This is a genomic window from Arsenicitalea aurantiaca (genome assembly GCF_003994485.1).
Classification (GTDB): Bacteria; Pseudomonadota; Alphaproteobacteria; order Rhizobiales; family Devosiaceae; genus Arsenicitalea; species Arsenicitalea aurantiaca.
This window is the reverse complement of the sequence record NZ_RZNJ01000006.1, coordinates 140326-164106: the sequence shown is the minus strand read 5'-3', so window position 1 is coordinate 164106 and position 23781 is coordinate 140326. Positions and strand designations below refer to the sequence as shown.

At 66.4% G+C, this 23781-nt stretch carries 23 protein-coding genes and 1 pseudogene; 12 read left to right on the top strand and 12 right to left on the bottom strand.

Annotated features, from left to right (window positions below):
- The 8 genes and pseudogenes from EMQ25_RS16065 to EMQ25_RS16030 form a co-directional block, all read right to left on the bottom strand.
- A pseudogene (locus EMQ25_RS16065) lies at window positions 1-268 on the bottom strand (HlyD family secretion protein); the annotation flags it as partial.
- 109 nt (window positions 269-377) lie between these two features.
- Window positions 378-986 (bottom strand): DUF1989 domain-containing protein, encoded by a 609-nt coding sequence (locus EMQ25_RS16060; RefSeq protein ID WP_192895683.1) that lies wholly within the window; start codon window positions 984-986, stop codon window positions 378-380.
- A 2-nt stretch (window positions 987-988) separates the two neighbouring features.
- Window positions 989-1714 carry a guanitoxin biosynthesis heme-dependent pre-guanitoxin N-hydroxylase GntA gene (gntA, locus tag EMQ25_RS16055; RefSeq protein WP_127189620.1) on the bottom strand — a complete coding sequence of 242 codons (726 nt, stop codon included), beginning with the start codon at window positions 1712-1714 and terminating at the stop codon, window positions 989-991.
- 95 nt (window positions 1715-1809) lie between these two features.
- Window positions 1810-2256, bottom strand: a complete 447-nt coding sequence (locus EMQ25_RS16050; protein ID WP_127189619.1) for a MaoC/PaaZ C-terminal domain-containing protein — start codon at window positions 2254-2256, stop codon at window positions 1810-1812.
- Window positions 2256-3380 (bottom strand): type 2 periplasmic-binding domain-containing protein, encoded by a 1125-nt coding sequence (locus EMQ25_RS16045; RefSeq protein WP_127189618.1) that lies wholly within the window; start codon window positions 3378-3380, stop codon window positions 2256-2258. Before EMQ25_RS16045 ends, EMQ25_RS16050 begins: the two co-directional genes overlap by 1 nt.
- Window positions 3377-4537 (bottom strand): CaiB/BaiF CoA transferase family protein, encoded by a 1161-nt coding sequence (locus tag EMQ25_RS16040; protein ID WP_244606623.1) that lies wholly within the window; start codon window positions 4535-4537, stop codon window positions 3377-3379. The genes EMQ25_RS16045 and EMQ25_RS16040 overlap by 4 nt, the downstream gene beginning before the upstream one ends.
- A 206-nt stretch (window positions 4538-4743) precedes the next feature.
- The gene (locus EMQ25_RS16035) at window positions 4744-5535 is read right to left on the bottom strand and encodes a dioxygenase family protein (RefSeq protein WP_127189632.1); all 792 of its coding nucleotides are present in this window, start codon (window positions 5533-5535) and stop codon (window positions 4744-4746) included.
- Window positions 5536-5622: 87 nt separating this feature from the next.
- Entirely contained in the window at window positions 5623-6693 is a 1071-nt protein-coding gene (locus EMQ25_RS16030; protein ID WP_127189616.1) for a maleylacetate reductase, read from the bottom strand.
- A gap of 110 nt (window positions 6694-6803) precedes the next feature.
- Here EMQ25_RS16030 and EMQ25_RS16025 point away from each other — a divergent pair, with 110 nt between their 5' ends.
- The 5 genes from EMQ25_RS16025 to EMQ25_RS16005 all read left to right on the top strand — a co-directional run bounded on the left by EMQ25_RS16025 (window position 6804) and on the right by EMQ25_RS16005 (window position 11084).
- The gene (locus EMQ25_RS16025; RefSeq protein ID WP_127189615.1) at window positions 6804-7478 is read left to right on the top strand and encodes a GntR family transcriptional regulator; all 675 of its coding nucleotides are present in this window, start codon (window positions 6804-6806) and stop codon (window positions 7476-7478) included.
- Window positions 7479-7624: 146 nt separating this feature from the next.
- Window positions 7625-8608 carry an ABC transporter substrate-binding protein gene (locus EMQ25_RS16020; RefSeq protein ID WP_244606620.1) on the top strand — a complete coding sequence of 328 codons (984 nt, stop codon included), beginning with the start codon at window positions 7625-7627 and terminating at the stop codon, window positions 8606-8608.
- A 75-nt stretch (window positions 8609-8683) separates the two neighbouring features.
- Window positions 8684-9535, top strand: coding sequence for an ABC transporter permease (locus tag EMQ25_RS16015; RefSeq protein WP_127189614.1), 852 nt, complete (start codon window positions 8684-8686; stop codon window positions 9533-9535).
- Window positions 9532-10311 carry an ABC transporter permease gene (locus tag EMQ25_RS16010; protein ID WP_127189613.1) on the top strand — a complete coding sequence of 260 codons (780 nt, stop codon included), beginning with the start codon at window positions 9532-9534 and terminating at the stop codon, window positions 10309-10311. Before EMQ25_RS16015 ends, EMQ25_RS16010 begins: the two co-directional genes overlap by 4 nt.
- 8 nt (window positions 10312-10319) lie before the next feature.
- Window positions 10320-11084: an ABC transporter ATP-binding protein gene (locus tag EMQ25_RS16005; protein WP_127189612.1), complete on the top strand. Its 765-nt coding sequence runs from the start codon at window positions 10320-10322 to the stop codon at window positions 11082-11084.
- A gap of 68 nt (window positions 11085-11152) precedes the next feature.
- On the opposite strand, the gene EMQ25_RS16000 is transcribed toward EMQ25_RS16005, so the two are convergent.
- Window positions 11153-11623, bottom strand: a complete 471-nt coding sequence (locus EMQ25_RS16000; protein ID WP_127189611.1) for an SRPBCC family protein — start codon at window positions 11621-11623, stop codon at window positions 11153-11155.
- 143 nt (window positions 11624-11766) lie between these two features.
- On the opposite strand from EMQ25_RS16000, the gene EMQ25_RS15995 reads away from it, so the two are divergent.
- From EMQ25_RS15995 to EMQ25_RS15965, 7 genes are all read left to right on the top strand, one after another.
- Window positions 11767-14094, top strand: a complete 2328-nt coding sequence (locus EMQ25_RS15995) for a xanthine dehydrogenase family protein molybdopterin-binding subunit (protein WP_127189610.1) — start codon at window positions 11767-11769, stop codon at window positions 14092-14094.
- A 20-nt stretch (window positions 14095-14114) separates the two neighbouring features.
- A complete protein-coding gene (locus EMQ25_RS15990) occupies window positions 14115-14891 on the top strand; it encodes a cyclase family protein (RefSeq protein ID WP_127189609.1) in 777 nt (258 codons plus the stop codon).
- A gap of 104 nt (window positions 14892-14995) precedes the next feature.
- On the top strand, window positions 14996-16327 hold the full coding sequence (locus EMQ25_RS15985) for a malonyl-CoA decarboxylase (RefSeq protein WP_127189608.1): 1332 nt from the start codon (window positions 14996-14998) through the stop codon (window positions 16325-16327).
- Window positions 16328-16368: 41 nt separating this feature from the next.
- Entirely contained in the window at window positions 16369-17877 is a 1509-nt protein-coding gene (locus EMQ25_RS15980; protein ID WP_244606622.1) for a malonate--CoA ligase, read from the top strand.
- 27 nt (window positions 17878-17904) lie between these two features.
- Window positions 17905-18411, top strand: a complete 507-nt coding sequence (locus EMQ25_RS15975; protein ID WP_127189607.1) for a (2Fe-2S)-binding protein — start codon at window positions 17905-17907, stop codon at window positions 18409-18411.
- Window positions 18404-19222 (top strand): FAD binding domain-containing protein, encoded by an 819-nt coding sequence (locus EMQ25_RS15970; protein ID WP_127189606.1) that lies wholly within the window; start codon window positions 18404-18406, stop codon window positions 19220-19222. The genes EMQ25_RS15975 and EMQ25_RS15970 overlap by 8 nt, the downstream gene beginning before the upstream one ends.
- A 17-nt stretch (window positions 19223-19239) precedes the next feature.
- Window positions 19240-21033 (top strand): CocE/NonD family hydrolase, encoded by a 1794-nt coding sequence (locus EMQ25_RS15965; protein WP_127189605.1) that lies wholly within the window; start codon window positions 19240-19242, stop codon window positions 21031-21033.
- 64 nt (window positions 21034-21097) lie between these two features.
- Here the strand turns inward: EMQ25_RS15965 and pcaF are convergent, their stop codons facing one another.
- Genes pcaF through EMQ25_RS15950 form a run of 3 tightly spaced genes read right to left on the bottom strand, consistent with a single transcriptional unit; the run spans window position 21098 to window position 23694 of the window.
- On the bottom strand, window positions 21098-22303 hold the full coding sequence (gene pcaF / locus EMQ25_RS15960; protein ID WP_127189604.1) for a 3-oxoadipyl-CoA thiolase: 1206 nt from the start codon (window positions 22301-22303) through the stop codon (window positions 21098-21100).
- Complete coding sequence (locus tag EMQ25_RS15955) at window positions 22304-22978, bottom strand: 3-oxoacid CoA-transferase subunit B (protein WP_127189603.1); 675 nt, start codon at window positions 22976-22978, stop codon at window positions 22304-22306. It abuts the gene before it with no gap.
- Entirely contained in the window at window positions 22975-23694 is a 720-nt protein-coding gene (locus EMQ25_RS15950) for a 3-oxoacid CoA-transferase subunit A (protein WP_127189602.1), read from the bottom strand. Before EMQ25_RS15950 ends, EMQ25_RS15955 begins: the two co-directional genes overlap by 4 nt.
- Window positions 23695-23781 lie beyond the last annotated feature (87 nt).

Below are 23781 nucleotides of genomic sequence, written 5' to 3'. Positions count from 1 at the left end.
CGGCCAGCAGCCGCCCCTCTTCGAGCCCGGAAAGCGTGGCATCGGCGACCGCGCGCGCCGAAACGCTGCCCATCGCATCCCCGGCGCGGACCCGCCCGCCGAGCGGCGCCGTGCTCAGTTGCAGCGTGCCGTTGATCGGCGCCCGGATCGTCGCGAGGGGGGCGTTGACATAGGCGTCGCCGCTCGAGCCAACGAGTTGCTCACCCACGATCACGTAGAGCGAAAAGAGGATCGCGACGACCCCGAGGATCCTGAGGACGTATTTCACGCGGTTCTCCTTCCAGCCCGTATGATTCGACTACCCGCCAAGGCAAGCATTCGGATGCAGGGATGAAAAGGCCGCGGGGGTGCGAGACCCCGTCATGGTTAACAGAAGGCTATCGTGCGAATTCGTCCTGCCCGATCCGGTACTGGATGGGCTTGAAGCTACCGCCATTGCTGGCCGGGGCCGAGCAGGCGGTCAGCCCGATGATGAGGTCCATCCGCGCATGGAAGCGGATGAAGTCCCCCGCCCGGCTGAGGGGCGGCAGGACCTTTAAGCGCCCGGTTTCGCCGTCGACCGGCACGTTCATGAAGCAGTTGAAGGCGACGGGAATGGCGTCTTCGGCGATCCCGTAGGGGCTAAGCGCGGCGTGGAGGTTTCCGTGACATCCCGGATGGGGCGGCTCGTTGTCGTAGCAGAGCCGGAAGGTCGCCTCGCTGCAGGGGGTGAGGAGAAAGTCGTGCCGCCCCACTTTGTCCTCGACGATCTCCAGCATGACGTTGGAGCGGTTCGAATAAAGAAGGTTACCCGTCGAGAGATAGAGCGTTTCGGCATAGTCGAGCGTGCGCCCCGACGAGATCATCTCGCGCGTATCCGCTGCGGAGATGGCGAGGAGATCCGCGACCTGGCCGCCCTCCGGGTCGATGACCGTCAGCGTCTCGCCGGCGCTCAGCGTGAACGCCGTGCCTGAGCGCGGGGGGATGGTCTGAGTCTGGCCTTTCAAGGTCACTTCGCCTCGTCGAGTTCGGTGAGGAGCCGTGCGGTATCGGCGTCGGGCTCCGGGCGGTGATAGGGGCAGCGCCAGCTCTCGTCGACGGCCCGGCCGCTATACTGCCGCGCTTCGGAAATGCTGCCGTGCCGGGCAAGCATCGGGTTGAGACTGCCTGCAAGCGCCAGGTCGCGCTCGAGGATCGATTCCCGCAGCTTTTCGTAGCGGTTCTCGGCCCGGAGGATTTCGAACTGGTCGTGAAGATTAAAGACCAGTGCCGGATAGGCGAACCGCCGCGCCGGGCGGCTGGCCCGAGGATGGAGGCCGACGACAAAGAAAGCCTCGCCTCCGAAGCTCAGCGAAAAATGCGGATCGTCGGGATCGGTGCTGACCCGGCTGTCGGCCTTCTGGCCGCGCCAGGCATCCTTGTCGGTGAGCGATTGCAGCCGCTCCCACATATGGCGCTCGAACGCGGCCTCCGAAAGGTCGTCCGGGCCTTCAAAGACCACGGCGAAGCTCGTAAAGAGCGCCGGGTCCTCGTGATAGTCCCAGGCGAGGCGCATCAGCCGGTCCTGCACCGCCAGATCGTCCCAGGCGCTCGTGAGGCTACGGGCTGAATAGAGGTTGAGCCGACCCCGGCCGAGCGCCGATTTGGCGCCCACGCAGGGGAAGTCCGGCGCCTTGATGAACCGGGTAAGCGCCTCTTCGCGGGCGTTGAGTTGCGGCTCTCTGGTCTGCGGCATCTGCCATGTCCCTGATGGTGACGAGGCAGTAGAAGCCATGAGTGGCCTCGAGGTTCCCCCGCACCTTTCAAGATAATCCGGGGCTCCGCCTCAGATCAGAGGCTGCGACGCCGGGCGAGGTAGATGTGGTCGCAGGCCAGAACGACCTCGTCGTTCTGCTTGATGACGCGGACCGTCTCGACGATGCGCCCGTGATCGGGGCGCTTTGGGTCGTCCTCGAGCGCGGCGATGGTCAATACCGTGTGGATCGTGTCCCCGATGAAAAGCGGCTTGGGGAAGCGCAGCCGCTCATAGCCATAGGTGAAGGCGAGGGGGTTGATCTCCCCCGCCGTCAGCCCGATGCCGATCGCAAAGGTCATGGTGCCATGGGCGATGCGCTGCCCGAAGGGCGAGGCCTTCATCGCCTCGGCATCCATGTGATGGGGGAAGAAATCCCCGGTATGGCCCGCATGGATCACGAAGTCGGCTTCGGTGATGGTGCGGCCCGAACTCCGGCGCGTCTCCCCGATCCGGTAGTCCTCGAAATGCCGCGGCCGTTCCATCAGAAGCTTTCTTGGTAAAGCCGTTCGAGATCATCGAGGATCGCGCTACCAGCATGGCGGGCGTAGAGCCCCTCGGTCAACCGGCGCGCCGCTCTGTCCTGAAATTCCATATAGCCATTGTGGCGCGGGCGCATATAGGCGCCGTCGAGCGTCCGGCGGCTCGCCCGGTAGAAATCTCCGCTCGCGGCGTTGACCGCGTCGTCCTCCCAGCCTTCGGCATGGCCGGGCTGTCCGCCGGCTCCGGCATAGGGGCCTGCCTGCACCGAGCCGCTTGCCACCCAATAGGCATAGTCGATCGCGGCATCCCGATGGGCGCCGAAAGCGGATACGGCGATGCCCGTCCCCCCGAGCGCCGAGCCAACCGGCCCCAGCTGGCCCGCTGCCGGAATATCGGCAAAGCCGAGCCGGTGCGGACGGAAGCCCGACAGCGCATAGCTTGCATAGCCATAGCCGAGCGGCATCAGCGCGAGCCCGCTATCGGTCTCGGCCATCGCTTCGGAGGCGCCGATGGGGTCGGCGGTCTCGCTCATCGGGTGGGAGAGGGCGGCCATTTCCTCGAGCATGGCGATGATTTCGAGCCCGGTCTCGCGATGCACGAACGTCCCCCTGCCCGAGGCGCAGGGATGGCCCATATTGGCCGCAAGAGTGAAAAAGCACATGAGCGAGTGCGGGGCGAGAAGCGGCAGCACCACGCGCCCGGCGCGGGCATGCTCGACCACCTCGCTCCAGCGCGTCACCGGCGCGATGATGTCGGGGCGATAGGCCTGGACCTGGGCCGCCGCATCGATCGGGAAGGCCCATTGGCGCCCGTCATAGCCATAGCTCTCGTAGGAGCCACCGACGCTGCCGGCCAAGAGCGCCGCCCGTTCGGCCTCGCGGCCCGGCACGTCGAGCGGCACGAGACAGTTTTCAGCCGTGATCTGACCCACATGGGGGTGATCAATGACGATGAGATCGTATTCGCGCGCCAGCGTCTCAACGGGGAAGGATTCGAAATCCTGCAGCGAGCGCTGCTCCCAGGCGATCGCGACTCCGGTCCTGTCCTGCCAGATCGCGGCGGTCGCGACCATGGGGTCGAAGCCGCGCGGATGGCGCCAGGTCATGCCCTTGAGGGTGATGGTCATAGTCCGAATTCCTTCCTGATGGCGGCGCTCTGCTCCCCGATCAGCGGCGCCGCCCTCCGGGTGCGGGCGCGCTGGCCGTCGACCCGGATGGGCGAGCGGGTGGTGGTGATGGAAAGGCCGTCGCCGCGCGTCACCGTCTGCAGCATGTCGAGCGCCCGGAACCCTTCGGATTCGAGCAGTTCGGGCCAGCTCAGAACCTTCGCGCACCAGATGTCCGCGGGCTCGAGGATGGAGAGCCAGTGCGCGGTCGGCTCGGTCACGATGGCGTCCGCAATGATGCGCTTGATGCGGTCGCGCTCGGTGAACCAGCTCTTGGGGTCGTTCGAGAAGGGCAGCAGCGCCTCGAGCCCGAGCAGTTCGCCGAGCCGCCCGATCGGGGTCATGGCGATCGCCAGATGTCCGTCGGCGGTCGGATAGACCCCGTAGGGCGCCGACAGGTAGGCATGGGCGTTCCGATAGGCGGCGCGCTGCGGCAGACGCCCGCCATCATTGAGGTGCGTGGTCAAGACCTCGAACTGGAAGTCGACCAAGGCCTCGAGAAGGCTCGTCTCGACATGGCTGCCAGCCCCGGTGCGCCAGCGCTTGACGAGAGCAGCGAGGATGCCCTGCGCCATCGCCGCGCCGGCGAGCATGTCGGCGACCGCCAGGCCCATCGGCACCGGGCCCTGCTCGGCATCACCGGTGAGCCACATGAGGCCCGACCGGGCCTGGGCGAGCAGATCCTGCCCCGGGCGCCCAACCCATGGGCCCGCCTCGCCATAGCCGGTGATCGAGCCATAGACGAGCGCGGGGTTGACCGCCCGCAGCGTCTCGTAGCCGAGCCCGAGCCGGCCGATGACACCGGGGCGGAAATTCTGCAGCACCACGTCGGCCTTGCCGACGAGCGTCTTCAGCGCCGCGATGTCCTCGGGGTTCTTGAGATCGAGCGCGAGGCTCTCCTTGGAGCGGTTGATGGCGTGGAAAAGCGTCGAATCCCCGCCGATCTCGGTGTCCGAGAGGTAGAGCCGGCGCGACAAATCGCCCCCGTCGGGCCGCTCGATCTTGATGACCCGCGCGCCCAGATCCTGCAGCCTCAGCGAAGCATAGGGACCCGAAAGGAACTGGCAGAGATCCACGACCAGCACGCCAGCAAGCGGCAGCGTCGCAGCGTCCGGCAAGATGCTCACGGGCGCCTCCGGGGGTGACGCATATCGTCCATGTCCTGTTTCCATCCTCGCGCGAGCGCCTCCGCGCCCGCCTGTTGCCAAGAGCTAGCAAGCCCGCGCCGAGGCCGTCAAACCTCTTTCACATATGAAAACAGATTTTCTCTGGCGAATATGAGGCCGGCGCAGCTGTGGGGTGGCCCGGCAAGAAAGGCTCAGCTTCAGCCGAGCGGGCACATGACGAAGTCGAAGCGCGAGGCCCATAGGGTGTCGCCGGGTTCGCCCGGCGTCATCTGCGCGATGAGCGAGGACTTGACCCCGAAGACCGCGTCCGAGGCGAGCCAGGGGTCGCCATCGACGAAGGTGTGGGTGACGATGGTTTCATGGCCCGGCGCGCTGACGATGAAGTGCAGGTGCGCAGGGCGATTGGGGTGGCGCCCGAGTGCGCCCAGCAGCTGCCCCACCGGTCCGTCATCGGGGATCGGATAGGACACCGGGCGGATGCCGCGAAACGCATAACGCCCGTCCTCGCCGGTTTCGAAGACCCCACGATTGTTCCAGCGCGGCTGCAGATCGGGCTGCTGGACGTCGTAAAACCCCTCGGCATTGTCCGACCACACATCGATGCGCGCGCCCTTGATGGGCCGGCCCTCGAGGTCGATGACGCGGCCCGAAAAGAGGCAACTCTCCCCCTTGCCGTCGAGCGAGATGTTGGCGCCCATGGGGTAGGCGGGGGCGCCCGGCACGTAGAAGGGGCCGAGCACGGTATTTTCCGTGGCTCCTTCGGGTCGCCGGCTCCCGATGGCATCGACGAGCATCGAGACCCCGAGCACGTCGCTCAAAAGTATGTATTCCTGCCGGTTGCCGTCCGAGATCTGGCCGGTGCGGGTCAAAAAGTCGATCGCGAGCGCCCATTCCTCCTGGGTCAGCCCGACCTCCTTGACCAGGCTGTGCAGATGCCCGACGAGCGCGGACATGATCTGGGTAAGCCGCGGATCGGCGCCAGGCGCCATCCGGGCATTGACCGCCTCGACGGAGCGGGCTTCGGTGAAATAGGCGGTGTCGGTACGATCGTTCACGGGGCTTTGTCCTCCATTGTCTCAGGCGGGCGCGCGGCCCTCCCAGGCCGCCTGCAGGAGCGCCCGGATGTCGGCCCGCGTTACCGGCCGCGGGTTCCAATAGGGTTTTGCGGTGGCGATTTCGGCGGCGCGGTCGAGATCGGCTTCCGCAAGGCCGAGCGCCCGCAGCGAGAGCGGCGCGCCGATCCGCTCGGCAAACCTGTAGAGGGCCCGCCCCGGATGGTCGTCCCCGAAGATCGCGCCCACCACGGCAAGTTCGTCGGCGGCCGCACCGGCATTGAACCCGATCGCGTGGGGCAGGATCACCGCATGGGTCTGAGCGTGTGGCAGGTCGAACGATCCCCCCAGCGTGTGGCAGAGCTTGTGGTGGAGGGCCATGCCGACCTGGCCCAGCACGGTGCCGCAGAGCCAGGCGCCATAGAGCGTCTCGCTCCGCGCATCGAGATCGCCCGGATTGGCGACGACACGCTCGAGCGCATCGGCGAAGGCGCGCAGGCCTTCTTCGGCCATCAGGCTCGAAAGCGGATTGCGGTTCTGCGCGTAGAGCCCTTCGGCGGCATGGGCCATGGCGTTAAGCGCGCTCGAGACCGTGAGCGGCACGGGCAGCGTAGCCACCAGTTCGGGGTCATAGAGGACAATTTCGGGCTGCGTGGCCGGATCGATCAGCGTCGTCTTGATCCCGTTCTCGGTCTGGCCGAGGATCGGGGTCGCTTCCGAACCCGCATAAGTGGTCGGCACGACGATCTGGTCGAGCCCGCTGCGCAAGGCGATCGCCTTGCCAAGCCCGATGGTCGAGCCGCCGCCGATCGCAACGAGACAGTCCGCGCCGACCGTCTCCGCATGGGCGAGGGCGGTCTGGGTGACAGCGACGGGCGTGTGCATCACCGCGCCAGCAAAGACGCCGGCCGAGCGGGGCCCGAGGGTCTCGGCGACGTGCCGGGCCGCATCCGCCTGTTCGGGCGTCGAGAGCACGAGCGCGCGCGCGTGCCCGAGCCGTTCGACCTCCTCGGCGATGCGATTGCGCATCCCGGCCCCAAACCGCACCCGCAGGCCCGCATATTGAATGACGAAGTCGGGCGTGAAATGTGACATGCTGCGTCCTGCCGGAGAGATGGACGGGGATTGTGTAGGACGACTACACTTTGTTCGACAATTCTGTCAATCTGGCGTATAAGATTGGCAATCTATGCATACGAGGGATCATGCCCAAGCTCAGCCTGACGGCGCAACTCCGTGATCAGATCGAGCAGGAAATCGTCACCGGAGGCTACAAGCCCGGTGAACGGCTGGACGAGGCGAGCCTGCGCGAGCGCTTCGGGGTCTCGCGCACGCCCGTCCGCGAAGCGCTGATGCAGCTTTCGGCAACCGGGCTCGTCGAGATCCAGACCAATCGCGGGGCCTTCGTCCGCCAGCTGAGCCCGCGTCGGCTGATCGAGATGTTCGAGGTCATGGCCGAGCTCGAGGCGCTTTGCGGGCGCATGGCCGCGCGGCGCGTGACCAGTGAGGGCGCCGCTGGGCTTGTCGAGGCCAACCGGGCCTGCGAGCAGGCCGAGCAGGATGGCGACCCAGACGCCTATTACTATGCCAACGAAGCCTTTCACCACATGATCTATGCGATGAGCGCGAGCGAATTCCTCGAAGAGGAGGCGCTTTCGCTCGCTACACGGCTCAAGCCCTACCGCCGACTGCAGCTGCGTGCGCGCAACCGCGTGCGCAACTCGCTCGCCGAGCACCGGATCATCGTCGAGGCCATCGTCAATGGCGATCCCGATGCCGCTGCCGATGCGCTGCGCACCCATGTGCTGGTACAGGGGGAACGTTTTTCCGACTTTTTCGCGCAGCTGCGCCAGGCCGAACTCGGCGCCGTCGCCTCCTGACCGGCGCGGCGCCCCACCGCTCTTCCGCGGGCACGGCCTCGCCCTTGGGGTGTGAATACATTTGACGGATTGCTGTCATACAAAAAATGTGTTTGTGTATCCTCAGGACGCGTGGAGGATAGCGCGGTCGTCATGAGGAGGAAGTCGTGAGAACTCTGCACCAAGCCTTGAAACTGAGCGTGGCCACTTCGGCCATGGCAATGGCCCTGGCCGCGACCGGCGTCGCGCAGGCGCAGGACGCCGAATTGCGCCATGTGGTCGTCGGCATGCAGCCGATCTCCACCCTGATCCCCGCCTATTTCGCCCAAGAGTTCGGCTGGTTTGCCGAGGAGGGCCTCAAGGTCGAGTTCAAGCCCGAAGTGGGCGGCGTCGACATCGTCACCTCGGTCGTCGCCGGTGATTTCGATTTCGGCTATTCCAACCAGACGAGCCTTCTGATCGCTGCCTCCCGCGGCCTGCCCGTGGTGGCCGTGGCCAACGGCTTCGTGGGCGAAACGCAGAACGAGACGGGCAACAATGCCATCGTCGTGCGCGCCGATTCCGACATCCAGTCGCTCGCCGATCTCGAAGGCCGCCGCGTCTCGAGCAACACGCTGCAGAACTTCGTGCATCTCTCGATCCTCGCCGCGCTCGAGAACAACGGCATCGAGAATCCTGCCGAAGCGGTGGAGATCATCGAAGTGCCGTTCCCGGACGTGGTCAGCCTCGTGGCCCAGGGCCAGGTGGATGCCGGCTGGGTCGTCGAACCCTTCGTCGCCGCCGCTCTCGCCAATGACCTGCGCGTCATTTCCTATCCGGTCTACGAGGTCGATCCGAACGGCATCATGTTCTCGGCCTATTTCACCAACCGCAACTTCCTCGAGGAAAACCCCGAGCTGGTCGACGGCTTTGTGCGCGCCATCTATCGCGGCCAGCAATACGCCATCGACAATCCCGACGAAGTGCGGGCGGCCTTCCCCAAGTTCAATTCCAATGTCAGCCAGGCCATTGCCGACAGCTTCTACCTGCCCGAATGGCGCCCAAGCCTGACGCCGGAAGATTTCCAGCTCGGGGCCGACCTCGCCATCCGCTACGGTTTCATGCCCTCCATGCCCGATCTCGAGGCGCTGGTGCACGAGCCCGGCGAATAAGCCGGCCGATCGATAGACTTGGCGCGCGGCCCGGCGGGTCGCGCGCATCACTTCAAGACAGAACGGAACCTCTGCATGCGTGAGAGCAGCCTGGGCGCCGGCGCGCCCGTCGTCCGGCCCGGGGAGATTGCGGGGCCGGGCGCGACATCGCGGGGGCCGCTGGTCCCCGATGCGGCGCTGCCCTATCTCGGCATCGCGCTCTTCCTGCTCGTCTTCGAAATCATCACGCGGCTCGACATCGTGCCGCAGCGTTTCGTGCCGCCCCCCTCGGTCATGGCGCTCGGCCTCGTCCAGCAGTTCGGACAGATGAGCTTCTGGCTCGACACATGGACGACGCTCTGGACGTGGGCTGCGAGCCTCGCCATCGCCGCGGTGCTCGCCATTCCCATCGGCATCCTGATGGGGGCCTCGGTCTATGTGCACGCCGCCCTGCGCACGCTGGTCGAATTCCTGCGGCCGATCCCCTCGGTCGCGCTCATTCCCGCGCTCATCCTCCTCATGGGTGCGAACGACCAGAGCAAGATCTTCCTCTCCGCCTTCTCTGCCTTCTGGCCGATTCTTATCCAGACCCTCTACGGGGTGCGCGACGTCGAGCCGCTTGCCGTCGAGACGGCCCGGTCCTTCGGCTTTTCGGCCTCCGCGCGCCTGCGCAAGATCGTCCTGCCTGCGGCGCTGCCCTATATCGCGACCGGCCTGCGCATCTCTTCGGCGCTCGCGCTCGTCGTTGTCGTCACCATGGAAATCGTGGTCGGCATGGAAGGGCTCGGCCGGCGGATCGTGCTCGCCCGGCAGGGCGCCAATGTCGAGGCGGTCTACGCCATCATCTTCTGGACCGGCGTCCTTGGGCTCGCGCAGAACACGCTCTTCAGCCGCATCGAGCGGCGCGTGCTGCACTGGCACACCGCCTTCCGCGGAGCTGCCCAATGAACCGCAAGCCATCCCGCCTCGTCCTGCTCAGCCTCGAGATCGGCGTTCCGCTGCTGCTGATCGCGGCCTATGCGCTCTGGGCTGCGCCGCGCAACGATCTCTATTTCCCACCGCTCGATGTGATCCTCACCCGTTTCGTCGCGGACTGGTTCGGTCCGCGCTTTTTCAGCGATATCGTGCCCAGCCTGCGCCGCATGGGCACGGGCTACGCCATCGCGCTCGTCATCGGGGTTTCGGCAGGTGTGCTTCTGGGGCTGTCGCGGCGCACGCGGCTCGCCGTCCTGCCCATCGTCGACTTTTTCCGCGCCCTGCCGCCATCGACGCTTCTGCCGCTGACCATGATCGTGCTCGGGGTCGATGATTCCGCAAAGGTCACGCTGATTGCGATGGTCTGTCTCTTCCCGATCCTGCTCAACACCATTGCGGGGGTCTCCAGCATCGATCCCACGCTGCGCGAAACCGCGGACGTCTTCGGCATCACCCGGCGCAACCAGCTGCTGCACATGGTGCTGCCCGGCGCGCTGCCGGCGATCTTTGCGGGCGCGCGTACCGCCATGTCGCTCGCCATCATCATGATGGTGATCAGCGAATTCGTCGCGGCGACCAACGGCATCGGCTTTGCCATCTGGACCGCCCGGCGTTCCTTCGACATCTCGGCCATGTGGGCGGGCATCCTCGTGCTCGGATGCCTCGGCTATGGCCTGAACCTGCTTTTTGAAGCGCTCGAGCGGCGCGTCCTCGCCTGGCATCACGCCGCCAGGCAAAAGTCCGAATAGGAAGAGCCATGCTGAGGGTCGAAGGCCTGAAAAAGAACTATGGGAGCGTCACCGCTCTCGCCGACATCACCGCCGAGTTCCCCACCGGCACGTTCACGAGCGTGGTCGGCCCTTCGGGATGCGGTAAGACCACCCTGCTCAAATGCCTCTCCGGGCTGATGCCGGCGAGCGCCGGGTCGGTCATGCTCGGCAATACGCGGGTCACCCGCCCGCCCGAGCAGATGGCGCTGGTCTTCCAGGACTATTCGCGTTCGCTTTATCCCTGGATGACCGTCCGGCAGAACGTCGCCTTTCCGCTGCGCAACAAGCGCCTCGATCCGAAGGAAATCGACAGGCGGGTCGACCAGTCCCTGACTTCGGTCGGGCTCGGCCATGCCATGGACCGGCATCCCTGGCAGCTCTCGGGCGGCATGCAGCAGCGCACCGCCATCGCGCGGGCCATCGCCTACCAGCCCGAGATCCTGCTGATGGACGAGCCCTTCGCTTCGGTCGACGCGCAGACCCGGGCCGATCTCGAGGACCTGATGCTCAAGCTCAAGAGCGAGCTCGGCATGACCATCATCTTCGTGACCCACGACATCGACGAGTCCGTCTATCTTGGCGATCGCATCGTCGTGCTCGGCTCGGTGCCGACCCGCGTCAAGGAAACGCTCGACGTGGCGCTGCCCAACCCGCGCGACCAGCTCGCGACCAAGGGCGAGCCGGAATTCCTCAGGCTGCGGAGCTATGTCTACACCCAGATCATGCGCGACCGGGCGCCGGCCGCACTCTGAGAGCGGGCATGGCGCGAATGGCGGGATCGGACATGACCGGGGTGCGGGCGCGAGGCGCGCCCGTGGCCCTATTGATGGGCCGAGGCGCGGACGGCGGTCTCGGGATCGAAATGGGCGACCAGCGCCTCGAAGAACTGCCCCGAGAGCTTCTTGGCGGTCGATTCGATCAGCCGTCCACCGAGTTGCGCAAGCTTGCCGCCCACCACCGCATCGACGGTGTAGGAAAGGCGCGTGGCGCCGCCTTCGGGCGTGAGTGCGACATTGGCGCCGCCCTTGGCGAACCCGGCAATGCCGCCCTGGCCCTCGCCCGCGATCCGGTAGGAGCGCGGCGGGTCGAGGTCGCTGAGCGTCACGGCGCCTTTGAAGGTCGCCTTGATCGGCCCGATCTTGGTCACGACGACAGCCGACATCGCGGTCGGCGACTGCATCTCGAGCGACTGGCAGCCCGGAATGCAGGCCGCGAGAACCTCCGGGTCGTTGAGTGCCGCCCACACCGCTTCGGGCGCGGCAGGAATGACATGTTCACCGGCAATGTTCACGACGTCTCTCCTCGAATTTGCCGGGACAGAAATATACAATATCGTTTCCTTTGTCCACAATCTGTGCAAGCCTATGTGTCGGCACGGTGGGAAGGCGCGCGGAGCCGCGCCGCCACGCGCCAGGCGATGAAAGGGGAGGGCGCATGAAGTTCGGTGTCGGTCAGCCCGTGCGGCGTGTCGAGGACAAGCGGTTCATCACCGGCCGCGGGCGCTATGTCGCCGACCATGCCGTGCCCGGTCAGGCGCATGCCGCGATCGTCTCCTCGCCCCATGCCCATGCCCGCATCCTCGGGCTCGACGTTAGCGCAGCGGCGGCTGCGCCGGGCGTGCTCGCGGTCCTCACCGGGGCCGACGTTCTCGCCGACGGGCTCGGCGGCATTCCGCCGCTCTTCATGCCGCAGAATGCGCAAGGGCCCTTCGGATACCGTACGCTGCGGCCAATCCTCATCCCCGATATCGTCCGCGCCGTCGGCGAGCGCGTTGCCATGGTCATCGCCGAAACACCCGCCCAGGCGCGCGACGCCGCGGACCTGATCGAGGTCGATTACGAGCCTCTGGACGCCGTCGTCACCCTCGAAGCGGCGGTCGCCGAGGGCGCCCCTGCGGTCTGGCCGGACTGCCCGGGCAACGTCTCGTTTTCGCTCACCCATGGCGATCCGGCGGCAACCGATGCGGCGTTCGCAAAGGCGGCGGTCACCGTCGCGCTGCGGCTTGAGAACAATCGCATCATCGCCAACGCCATGGAGCCGCGCGCGGCGCTCGGTCTCTACGATGCGGCCGACGAAACCTACACCCTCTATGCCACCTCGCAGAACCCCCACGGGTTCAAGGAGATGATTGCCCGCGACGTGCTCGGCATACCCGCCACACGGCTGCGCGTCATCGCGCCCGATGTCGGGGGCGGGTTCGGCGCCAAGGCTGACTGCTATCCCGAGGATGCGCTCGTGCTCTGGGCGGCGCGGCGCGTCGGGCGTCCGGTCAAATGGGTCGGCACCCGCTCCGAAGGGCTGATGGGGGACAATCACGGCCGCGACCAGCTGGTCCATGCCGAGCTTGCCGCCGATGCCGAGGGCCGCGTGCTCGCCGTGCGCGCCCGTGCGCTGCACGCGATCGGCGCCTACCATTTTTCGGCCGGGGTCGCGCCGCTGCTCTATTCGCTGCGCTACATCCCCGGCGTCTACGCCATCGATACGGTCGATCTCGAAACGCGAGCCGTCTTCACCCATACGAGCCCGCTCGGCGTTTATCGCGGGGCAGGTCGCCCCGAGGCAATCTATGTGATCGAGCGGCTGATGGACGAGCTCGCGACGCGGCTCGGCATCAGCCCCGTCGACGTGCGGCGTCGCAATTTCGTTCCGCCCGCGCGCATGCCCTACAAGACCCAGACCGGCGCGGTCTACGACACGGGGGAATTCGAGGCACTGTTCGACAAGGCCCTCGCCTTGGCGGATTGGGATGGCTTCGATGCGCGCCGGTCAGAGAGCGAGGCGCGCGGCAGGCTCCGCGGGCGCTCGGTCGCCTATTACATCGAGCATGCCGGCATCTATAACGACCGCATGGAGATCCGTTTCGATCCTACCGGCAGCGCGACCATCCTTGCCGGCACCCATTCGCACGGGCAGGGGCACGCCACGGCCTTCGCGCAGCTGGTCTCGGAACAGCTCGGCATTCCCTTCGAGGCCATCGGCTACATTCAGGGCGATACCGACAAGGTGATGATCGGGCGCGGCACCTATGCGGCGCGCTCTTCGCTGATCGGCGGTTCGGCGCTGAAGCTGGCGGGCGACAAGATCATCGAGAAGGGCCGGCGGATCGCCGCCTGGAAGCTCGGGGTTGAGCCCGACGAGATCACCTTCGATGCCGGAATGTTCGTGGCGCGCAGCACCAACCGCTCAATGCACATGACCGAGGTCGCGATCGCCTCCTTCCAGGCCCGCGGCGTGCCCGAGGAATTCGCACTCGGCCTTTCGGCCGCCGCCACCTATTCGGGCGACGTGCCCAACTACCCCAATGGCTGCCACGTCTGCGAGGTCGAGATCGATCCCGAAACCGGGGCGGTCGAGCTTGCCGCCTATGCCGTGGTCGATGATGTCGGGGTGGTCATCAACCCCATGATCGTCGAAGGGCAGGTCCATGGCGGCCTCGCCCAAGGCATCGGTCAGGCGCTGCTCGAACACATCGTCTACGATCCGGACTCCGGCCAGCTCGTCACCGGCACCTTCAACGATTACTGCATGCCGCGGGCCGACAATCTGGGCCCTCTGGCCATGGCTCATCACAACGTGCCCTGCCTCACCAATCCGATCGGGGTCAAGGGCTGTGGGGAATCCGGGGCCATTGGCGCGCCGCCGGCCATCATGAACGCCATCCTCGATGCGCTCCGGCCGCTCGGGGTCGCCCATCTCGACATGCCCGCCACGCCCTCGCGCGTGTGGGCCGCCATTGCCGCCGCGCGTCGCGCCGCGGCCTGATCCTTCAGGGAGAACCCCCAGTGAGCCGCAGAATCATCGACCTCTCCGTGTCCATCGCCAATGGCGTTCCCTCCGATCCCCCGCACGCCCTGCCCAGGATCGACTATTCGGACCATGACAATGGCGTGCATGAATTCATGACGCTGTTTCCTGGCCTCCAGCCCGAGCAGATCCTCGATCGCAAGGGCCCGGCCATCGAGCGGGTGGATTTTTCTACACATAACGGCACGCATCTCGACGCGCCCTACCATTTCCACCCCACGATGAATGGCGGAGAGCGTGCGATCACCATCGACCAGGTGCCGCTCGAATGGTGCCTCGGGGACGGGGTGAAGCTCGATTTCCGCGACAAGCCGGACGGCTATGTCTGTACCGCTGAGGATGTAGAGCGCGAGCTCTACCGGATCGGCTATACGCTGAAACCCTTCGACATTGTGCTCGTCAACACCGCCGCCGGCGCCGCCTACGGGCAGAGCCATTTCCTCGACAGCGGCTGCGGCATGGGGCGCGAGGCGACGCTCTACCTCACCGAGCGGGGCGTGCGCATTGCCGGCACCGATGGCTGGAGCTGGGACGCGCCCTTCTCCTACACCCGCCGGCGGTTCACGGAGACCGGCAATGCCGGCCTCATCTGGGAGGGGCACAAGGCCGGAGCCACGATCGGCTATTGCCACATCGAAAAGCTCGCCAATCTCGATCAGCTGCCCGATTTCGGCTTCACCGTCAGCTGCTTCCCCGTGAAGCTCCACAAGGCCTCGGCGGGTTGGTGCCGCGCCGTCGCGATCATTGAAGAATAAGAATACGATCTAACAAAGATCGTCATACGAAATGGTTGACGCTGTGTAGTGCACATGGTTCACTCAACACAGATGACGAGGCGGCGGACAGGGGAGGTTCGGTCATGTTGCAGGAGATGCTGGCATCGCTGACTGGTCGCTTTCGGCGGCAGGCGCCCGCCATGCCGCGGCTCGAGCCGCCGGCCATGCCGCTTGATGCGCTCTGCCGTGCCGTTATCGGCACGCGGGCGCTGTCCTCGTCCATGGCGCTCGCCCAGCGCCTGCTCGATCGCTATGCCGCGCTGACCTTCGAGGAGCGGCGCGACTTCTTCTCCATGTTGCGGCGCGAGTTCGGCATCGACCGCGCATCGGTCGCCGAAGCCGCGCATCTGGCGCAAACCTCGGGCGATTATGCGGCGCTCGAGCGGCTCTATACGCTGGCCGAGCCCACCCGGCAGCATCTGCTGCGGCGCATCAACCAGGTGCCGGACGGCACGGCCATGCTGGTCGAGCTGCGCGCCGACCTGCTGCGCATGCTCGACGCCGACCCGGATCTGCGCGAGGTCGACTATGATTTCCGCCATCTCTTCCATTCCTGGTTCAATGGCGGTTTTCTCGAACTGCGCCGCGTGGACTGGAACACTTCGGCCTCCATCCTTGCCAAGATCATCGAATATGAGGCGGTTCACGAAATCCGCGACTGGAGCGATCTGCGCTCCCGCATCGATCCGCCCGATCGCAGGCTCTACGCCTTTTTCCATCCACGCCTGCCGCGTGAGCCACTGGTCTTCGTGGAGGTCGCGCTCTGCCCCGACATTCCCTCTGGCATCGGCGCGATTCTTGATCGCGAACGCCCGGTCATCGCTGCGGAGGCGGCGCGCACGGCGGTCTTTTATTCGATCTCCAACTGCCAGGACGGCCTGCGCGGCGTATCCTTCGGCAATCTGCTGATCAAGCAGGTCGTCTCGAGCCTGCGGGCCGAGTTCCCGCGGCTTGAAACCTTCGTCACCCTCTCGCCCGTGCCCGGCTTTGCCCGGTGGCTCGCGGGAGAGGCGCAGAACGCCGCGTCGATCGTCCACGCGCCGGCCAAGGCCGCCCTCGAACGCACCGCCGCGCCCGAATGGTGGCTCGCCCCGGACGCTCAGGAGACAGGCCTCGCCCTCACCCGGCTTGCCGCCCATTACCTCGTTGCCGCCAAGCGCTCGGGCGGAGAGCCGGTCGATCCGGTGGCGCGCTTTCACCTCGGCAATGGCGCGCGGCTTACACGGGTCAACTGGCCTGGCAATCTCTCGGCCGCCGGCCTCAAGGGCGCGCACGGGGTGATGGTCAACTACCATTATGAGCTGGGCGAGATCGAAACCAATAGCGAGACCTTTCTCGAAACCGGCGCCGTGGCGGCGTCCGCCGCGGTGGCGGACCTCGCCCAGCAAGCCGTTCCCGCGAGCCCGACGAGGTGACTGCCGTGACCGACCGACCCCAGGACGATATCGCCGCCCATGTGGAGCGGATTGCCCATAGCGGTGACGTACTTTTTGCGACCACTCCGGAGGGCCGCCGGCTGAGCTATGCCGGGCTCTGGGCGCGTGCCGGCCAGTATGCGAACCTGCTGCGGCGCGCGGGCGCCCGGCCGGGCGATCGCTGTGCGGTGCAGGTCGAAAAATCGCTCGAAGTGCTCGCGCTCTATCTTGGCTGCCTGCGCGCGGGCGTCGCCTATCTGCCGCTCAATTCCGCCTATACCCCGGCCGAGATCGGTTATTTCCTCGGCGATGCCGAGCCGGTCGTCTTCGTGTGCGATCCCGCCCGCCGCGACGCCTTCGCTGCGCTTGCCGCCGAAAAGGGCGTCGGTCATCTCCTGACCCTCGGTGCGGCGGGGGAGGGCAGCCTTGCCGCTGGGGCCGATGCCGAGCCCGCCGAGGGCATCGATCATCGGGCCGCACCGGATGACCTCGCGGCAATCCTCTACACCTCCGGCACCACGGGCCGCTCCAAGGGCGTCATGCTGAGCCGGCACAATCTCTATTCCAATGCGGAGACCCTGCACCGCGCCTGGCGTTTCACCAGGGACGACGTGCTCCTGCATGCCCTGCCGCTCTTTCATACCCACGGGCTTTTCGTTGCGACCAACATCACCCTGCTGGCCGGCGCCAGCATGATCATGCTCGCGCGCTTCGAACCCGGTGAGGTGCTTGCGGCCCTTCCCGGAGCAACCGTGATGATGGGCGTGCCGACCTATTATACGCGCCTCCTGGCCCATCCTGGCCTCACCGGCGAGGCGGTTTCCCACATGCGGCTCTTCGTTTCGGGTTCTGCGCCGCTCTCGGCCCAGACCCACCGCGACTGGCGCGAGCGCACCGGCCACGCCATCCTCGAGCGCTATGGCATGACCGAAACCAACATGAACGTCTCCAACCCCTATGAGGGCGAGCGCCGGCCCGGCACGGTGGGCTTCCCGCTTGAAGGCGTTCAGGTGCGCATCGCCGATCGGGAGACGGGCGCGGAACTGCCCCGGGGCGAAGTGGGCTCGATCGAGGTCAAGGGCCCGAACGTCTTCAGCGGCTATTGGCGCGCTCCCGAGAAGACCCGCAGCGAGTTCCGCGAGGACGGCTATTTCATAACCGGCGATCTCGGCGTGCAGGACGAGGACGGCTACATTTCCATCGTCGGACGCGGCAAGGATCTGGTGATCAGCGGCGGACTCAACGTCTATCCGGCCGAAGTGGAGATGGTGCTCGATACTCTCCCCGGCATCCAGTCCTCCGCGATCATCGGGGTGCCGCATCCCGATTTCGGCGAGGCCGTGGTGGCGGTCGTCTCCGCCCGGCCGGGGGCCGAGGTCGACGAGGCCGCGACCCGTCGGGCGCTTTCGGGTGTCCTCGCCAATTTCAAGGTGCCCAAGCGCGTCATCGTCGTGCCCGAACTGCCCTACAACACCATGGGCAAGGTGCAAAAGAACGAGCTCCGGAACCGCTATCAGGGGCTGTTCGTCGAGGGAACCGCCGGTGCCTGAGGGTTCGGTGCGAAGGGAGGAGGCGGCATGGCGCATGTCGAACTGACCGTCAACGGGCGCGCGCATCGGCTCGCCTGCGAGGACCGGACACTGCTCGTCACCCTGCTGCGCGACGCGCTCGGGCTCACCGGCACCCATATCGGCTGCGACACCAGCCAGTGCGGGGCCTGCGTCGTCCATGTCGATGGCCGGGCAGTGAAGTCCTGCACCATGCTTGCGGCCCAGGCGTCGGGCTCGGCGGTGACGACGATCGAGGGGCTCGCCGACGGCGAGCGGCTCCATCCCCTGCAGGCCGCCTTCCGCGAGCATCACGGCCTGCAATGCGGGTATTGCACGCCGGGCATGATCATGTCGGGCGTCGACATCATCCGCCGCCATGAGGGCGTGCTCGACGAGCACATCGTGCGCGAGGAACTCGAGGGCAATATCTGCCGCTGCACGGGCTATTACAACATCGTCAAGGCGATCCTAGCGGCAGCTGAAGACTATCCCGAAAGCGCCGCGCCGCTCAAGGCGGAGCCTGCCCGTGTATGAGTTCAGCTATCTGAAGCCCGAAACGCTGGAGGCGGCGCGGTCCGCCTTCGAAGCCCATGAGGGCGCCCGCTACATGCTGGGTGGCCATACGCTGCTGCCGGCCATGAAGGCCCGGCTCGCTGCGCCCGAGGCCCTGATCGATCTTGCCGGCATTCCAGAGCTCAAGGGGATCGGCAGAACCGGCGGGACGATCTCGATCGGCGCGGCCGAAACCCATTTCGACGTGAGCCGTAATAGCGAGCTCCATGCCGCGCTGCCGGCCCTCGCCGCCCTCGCCGGCAGCATCGGGGATCCCCAGGTCCGCCATCGCGGCACGATCGGCGGCTCGCTCGCTAACAATGATCCGGCGGCAGACTATCCAAGCGCGCTGCTCGCGCTTGCCGGCACGGTCCGGACCGACCGCCGCGCGATCCCGGCCGACGATTATCTCCAGGGCCTCTACGAGACCGCGCTCGAAGAAGGCGAGATCGTCACGAGGATCGATTTCCCCGTCGTGCCCTTTGCCGCCTACGCGAAATTCCTCCATCCCGCATCGCGCTATCCGATGGTCGGTGTCTTTGTTGCGCGGCACGAGGATGGCGAGATCCGCGTGGCCGTTACCGGCTCAGGCTCGGATGGTGTCTTTCGCTGCACCGAGATCGAAGCGGCGCTCGAAGCCGATTTCTCCGCCGACGCACTCGAGGGCCTCGCGCTCGATCCGGACCTTTTCATGTCGGACATCCACGGCTCGGCGGACTATCGCGCCGCGCTTGTCCCCGTCATGGCGCGCCGCGCGCTCCGTGCGCCCGGCACCGCCAGCATCTATAAATAGCCCCTGAAGGATCCCCAATGACCATCGCGCTTCCCACCCCTTCGGACCAGTCGCCGGTCAGGTACACGCGTGCGCCGTCCCATGAGGGCATGATCGTGGAGCGGGACGTCCGCGTGCCGATGCGCGACGGCAAGCATCTGTGCATCGACGTCTACCGGCCGGAGACGGACGAAAAGCTCCCGGTCCTCCTCGCCTTTGCGATCTACAACAAGGATATGCAGGGACCCGAGACCGCCGAGGCGATCCAGCCCCAGCCCTCCTGGTCCACCCTCTGGTGCGGCCCGCTCGAGGCCGGCGACACCCATTTCCTCGTCTCGCGCGGCTATGTGCACGTCATCGGCTCGCCCCGCGGCATCGGCAAGTCCGAGGGCGGCGGTAGCCGCGAATTCGACAGTTACGATCTGATCGAGTGGATCGCCCGGCAGCCCTGGTGCGACGGGCAGGTGGGCATGGTGGGCATTTCCGGCTTCGGGGCCGAGCAGGTCAACGTCGCCCGCCAGAATCCGCCTTCGCTCAAGGCCATCTTTCCCTTCGATCCGCGCAGCGCCTATGGGCGGCTCGGCGGTTTTCGCGAGGAATATCCGGGAGGGATGGTGCATCTCTTCCGCTATCTCATCGGCCATTTCTCGGCCTTCCACCAGGTCAAGGGACAGCCGGGCGAACTCGAGGGCCAGCGCAAGGCGTGGTGGGAAGCGGCCATGGCCGATCCCGATCTCCGCATGTACCCCCACCTCTACAACGTGCTCGTGCAACGCGGGCAGCACCTGCCGGCCTATTTCGACATCCTCATCAATCCCTACGACACCGAGGAGATCGTCGCCGAAAGCGAGCGGGAGTTCGGGCAGATCCGCATTCCGTTCTACACGGGCTCGGGCTGGTACGCCTACACCTACAAGACCCATCTGCAGGGGGCGCAGACCTATTTCGAGAAGGTCGACGCCCCCAAGAAGCTGCTCTTTACCGGCCCGGGCCACCTCGAGCGGCCCTTCCATACGCTCCACGAGGAGATCCTGCGCTGGTACGATCACTGGCTCAAGGGCATGGACACCGGCATCATGGACGAGCCGCCGGTCCGCTATTGGGTGATGGGCGAGAATGCCTGGCGCACCGGGGAAGCCTGGCCGCTCCCTGAAACGCAGTGGACCAAGTTCCATCTCAATTCCTGGGAACGCCTCTCGACGCGCGAATTCACCGAAAAGAGCGCCGACGACTTCATCCGGCCCGACGCCTTCGTGCAGATGCCGCCCACCCAGACCAACCAGATCGCCAAGCTGCGCTACCTCTCGGACCCGATGCCCGAGGACACGCTGATGGCCGGGCCCGCGGTTCTCAACATCTTTGCCGAGATCGACGCCGAGGACACCAACTGGATCGTCATCCTCAAGGATGTCGGGCCCGACGTTTCGGTGCAGACCGTACGCGAGGGCGAACGCAGCCTCCCTTCGGACCTCAAGGAACGCGAGATCACGCGGGGCTGGCTCAAGGCCTCCCACAAGGCGGTCGATACCGAACGCTCGCGGCCCTGGAAGCCCTGGCACCCGATGACGCGCGAGGCTCAGGAAAAGATCGTGCCCGGCGAGATCAACGCCTATGCCATCGAGATCCTCGCGGCGGCCAACATGTTCCGCAAGGGCCATCGCATTTGCATCGAGATCACGAGCGCGGATCTGCCGACCGGCGTCGCCGGCTCGACCAATGCCGAATACATCCCCTACCACGTCTGCTCGAGCCGGACGGTGCTCCACAAGATCTATCACGATCCCGCTCACCCCAGCCATCTGCTGCTGCCGCTGGTGCCGACCGGCGCGTGAGAAATCGCCCGCCGGTTGCACGACCGGCGGGCGTTCTGCTTTGAGGGCGTAAGTCGGGCTCGGCTCAGCCGGCTTTTTCGAGCGCGATCGCGATGCCCTGGCCGACCCCGATGCACATGGTCGCGAGCGCCCGCCGCCCGGTGCCGAGGGCGAGCTCCAGGGCTGCCGTTCCCGTGATCCGCGCCCCCGACATGCCGAGCGGATGGCCGAGCGCGATCGCCCCGCCATTGGGGTTGATGTGCGCCCCGTCTTCGGGAAGCCCGAGCGCGCGCAACACCGCTATACCCTGGCTTGCGAACGCTTCGTTGAGTTCGATGACGTCGAAATCCGATGGTCTGAGCCCGAGACGCGCGCAGAGCTTTTCGGTCGCAGGCGCCGGGCCCATGCCCATGATCCGCGGCGGAACGCCGGCCGTCGCTGAGCCCAGCAAACGGGCGATTGGGGTCAGTCCGTGCCGTGCCGCCCCGGCCGCACTCGCAAGGATCAGTGCCGCTGCGCCGTCATTGACGCCCGAGGCATTGCCCGCCGTCACCGTGCCGCCCGCAAAGAGCGGGCGCAGCCGTCCCAGCGCCTCGAGCGAACTGCCCGGTCGCGGATGCTCGTCGGCTTCGACACGGAGGGGCTCGCCCTTTTTCTGCGCGATCTCGACGGGCACGATCTCCTTTGCCAGCCGGCCGCTGGCGACTGCCCGTTGCGCGCGCTCCTGGCTCTGCAGCGCAAACCGGTCCTGAGCGTCCCGGTCGACGCCGAATTCACGCGCGACGTTCTCTCCTGTCTGCGGCATGGAATCGGTGCCATAGGCCGCCTCCATTGCCGGGTTGACGAGCCGCCAGCCAATGGTGGTGTCGTGGATTTCCGCATGGCGGGAAAACGCCGTCTCGGCCTTGGGCATCACGAAGGGGGCCCGCGACATGGATTCGGTGCCCCCTGCAATGACGAGCTCGGCTTCGCCCGAGCGGATCGCCCGTGCCGCGATCGCGACCGCGTCCATGCCCGATCCGCAGAGCCTGTTGATCGTCGTGCCCGGCACCGACGCCGGCAGCCCGGCGAGCAGCAGGCTCATCCGCGCGACGTTGCGATTGTCCTCGCCGGCCTGGTTGGCATTGCCGAAGATCACGTCGTCGACCGCCTCCCAGTCGACGCCCGCATGGGCCGCCATCAGCGCCCGCAGGGGCACGGCGCCCAGATCGTCGGGCCGGACACCCGAAAGCGTGCCACCGAAGCGGCCGATGGGGGTGCGCAGATAGGTGCAGATGAAAGCGTCCTGCATTCAGATCTCCGGAACCACGAGGTCGGAGACACCGCCCTCGATGACGAGCTTTGCGCCCGTCAGCGCCTGCAGCGCCTCGAGGCTGATATGGGCCAGCTTCTCGCGCAGCACGAACCGGTTGGCATCGATGTCGATGACGGCAAGGCTCGTATAGACGCGCGTCACGCAGCCGACGCCCGTGAGGGGCAGGCTGCAGCGCTCGACGAGCTTGGGCCGGCCATCCTTGGTCACGTGCTCGGTGACGACGGCGATCCGGCGCGCGCCATGCACGAGGTCCATCGCGCCGCCCACCGCAGGCACGCCGCCACGCCCGGTGCTCCAATTGGCGAGATCCCCGGTCTCGGCCACCTCATAGGCACCGAGGATCGCCACATCGAGATGGCCGCCGCGCACCATCGCAAAGCTGTCGGCATGGTGGAAGAAGGCCGCGCCGGGCTTCAGCGTGATGGCCTTCTTGCCGGCATTTATGAGGTCCCAGTCCTCCTCGCCCTCCGCTGGAGCTTCGCCGAAATTGAGCACGCCGTTTTCGGTGTGGAAGATCGCCTCGCGCCCTTCGGGCGCAAAGCGCGCCACCATTTCGGGAAAGCCGATCCCGAGGTTCACATAGGCGCCGTCCGCAATGTCCTGCGCGGCGCGCCAGGCGATCTGCGCATTGGAAAGCTTGTTGTCCTTCAATGGCTCACCCCGGCGCGCATCAGCGCCTCCTCCTGCTGCGGGTCGGGCACCTCGACCACCCGGTCAACGAAGATGCCCGGCGTGACGACGGCTTCGGGGTCGATCTGCCCGGGCGCGACGATGCGGGTCGCCTGCACGATGGTGAGCGCTGCAGCCATCGCCATCAGCGGCGAGAAATTCCGCGCCGCCCGTCGATAGGTGAGATTGCCGAGCCGGTCCGCACTCTCGGCCTTGATCAGCGCGACATCGGCCTTGAGCCAGCGTTCGAGCACGTAGGACTTCTCCTCGAAGCGCGCGGTCGGCTTGCCCTCGGCGAGCGCCGTGCCGAGGCCCGCCGGCGTGTAGAACGCGGGGATGCCCGCGCCGCCGGCCCGGATCCGTTCGGCCAGCGTGCCCTGCGGCACGAGTTCGAGGCCGATCTCGCCTGCCAGATAGCGCTCGGTGAAGGCGCGCGGATCGGCCGAACGCGGAAACGAGCAGATGATGCGCTCGACCATGCCCGCATCGATCATCGCGGCGATGCCGACCCGTCCATTGCCTGCATTGTTGTTGATGAGCGTCAGGCGCCCGGGGCTGCCGGTCGCACGGAACCGGTCGATGAGGGCATGCAGGAGTTCGATGGGCGCTCCCGAGCCGCCAAAGCCTCCGACCATCACGCTCATCCCGTCCTCAACGCCCTCCAGCGCCGCTTCGAGATCGGCCACCCTCTTGTCCATCCGTCACCCCATCCGAATTTTCAGGGAGTATCGGCAAACGAGCTTTGGCCTTCAACGGATTTGTGCGATATCGCTTATTTGTTGAGA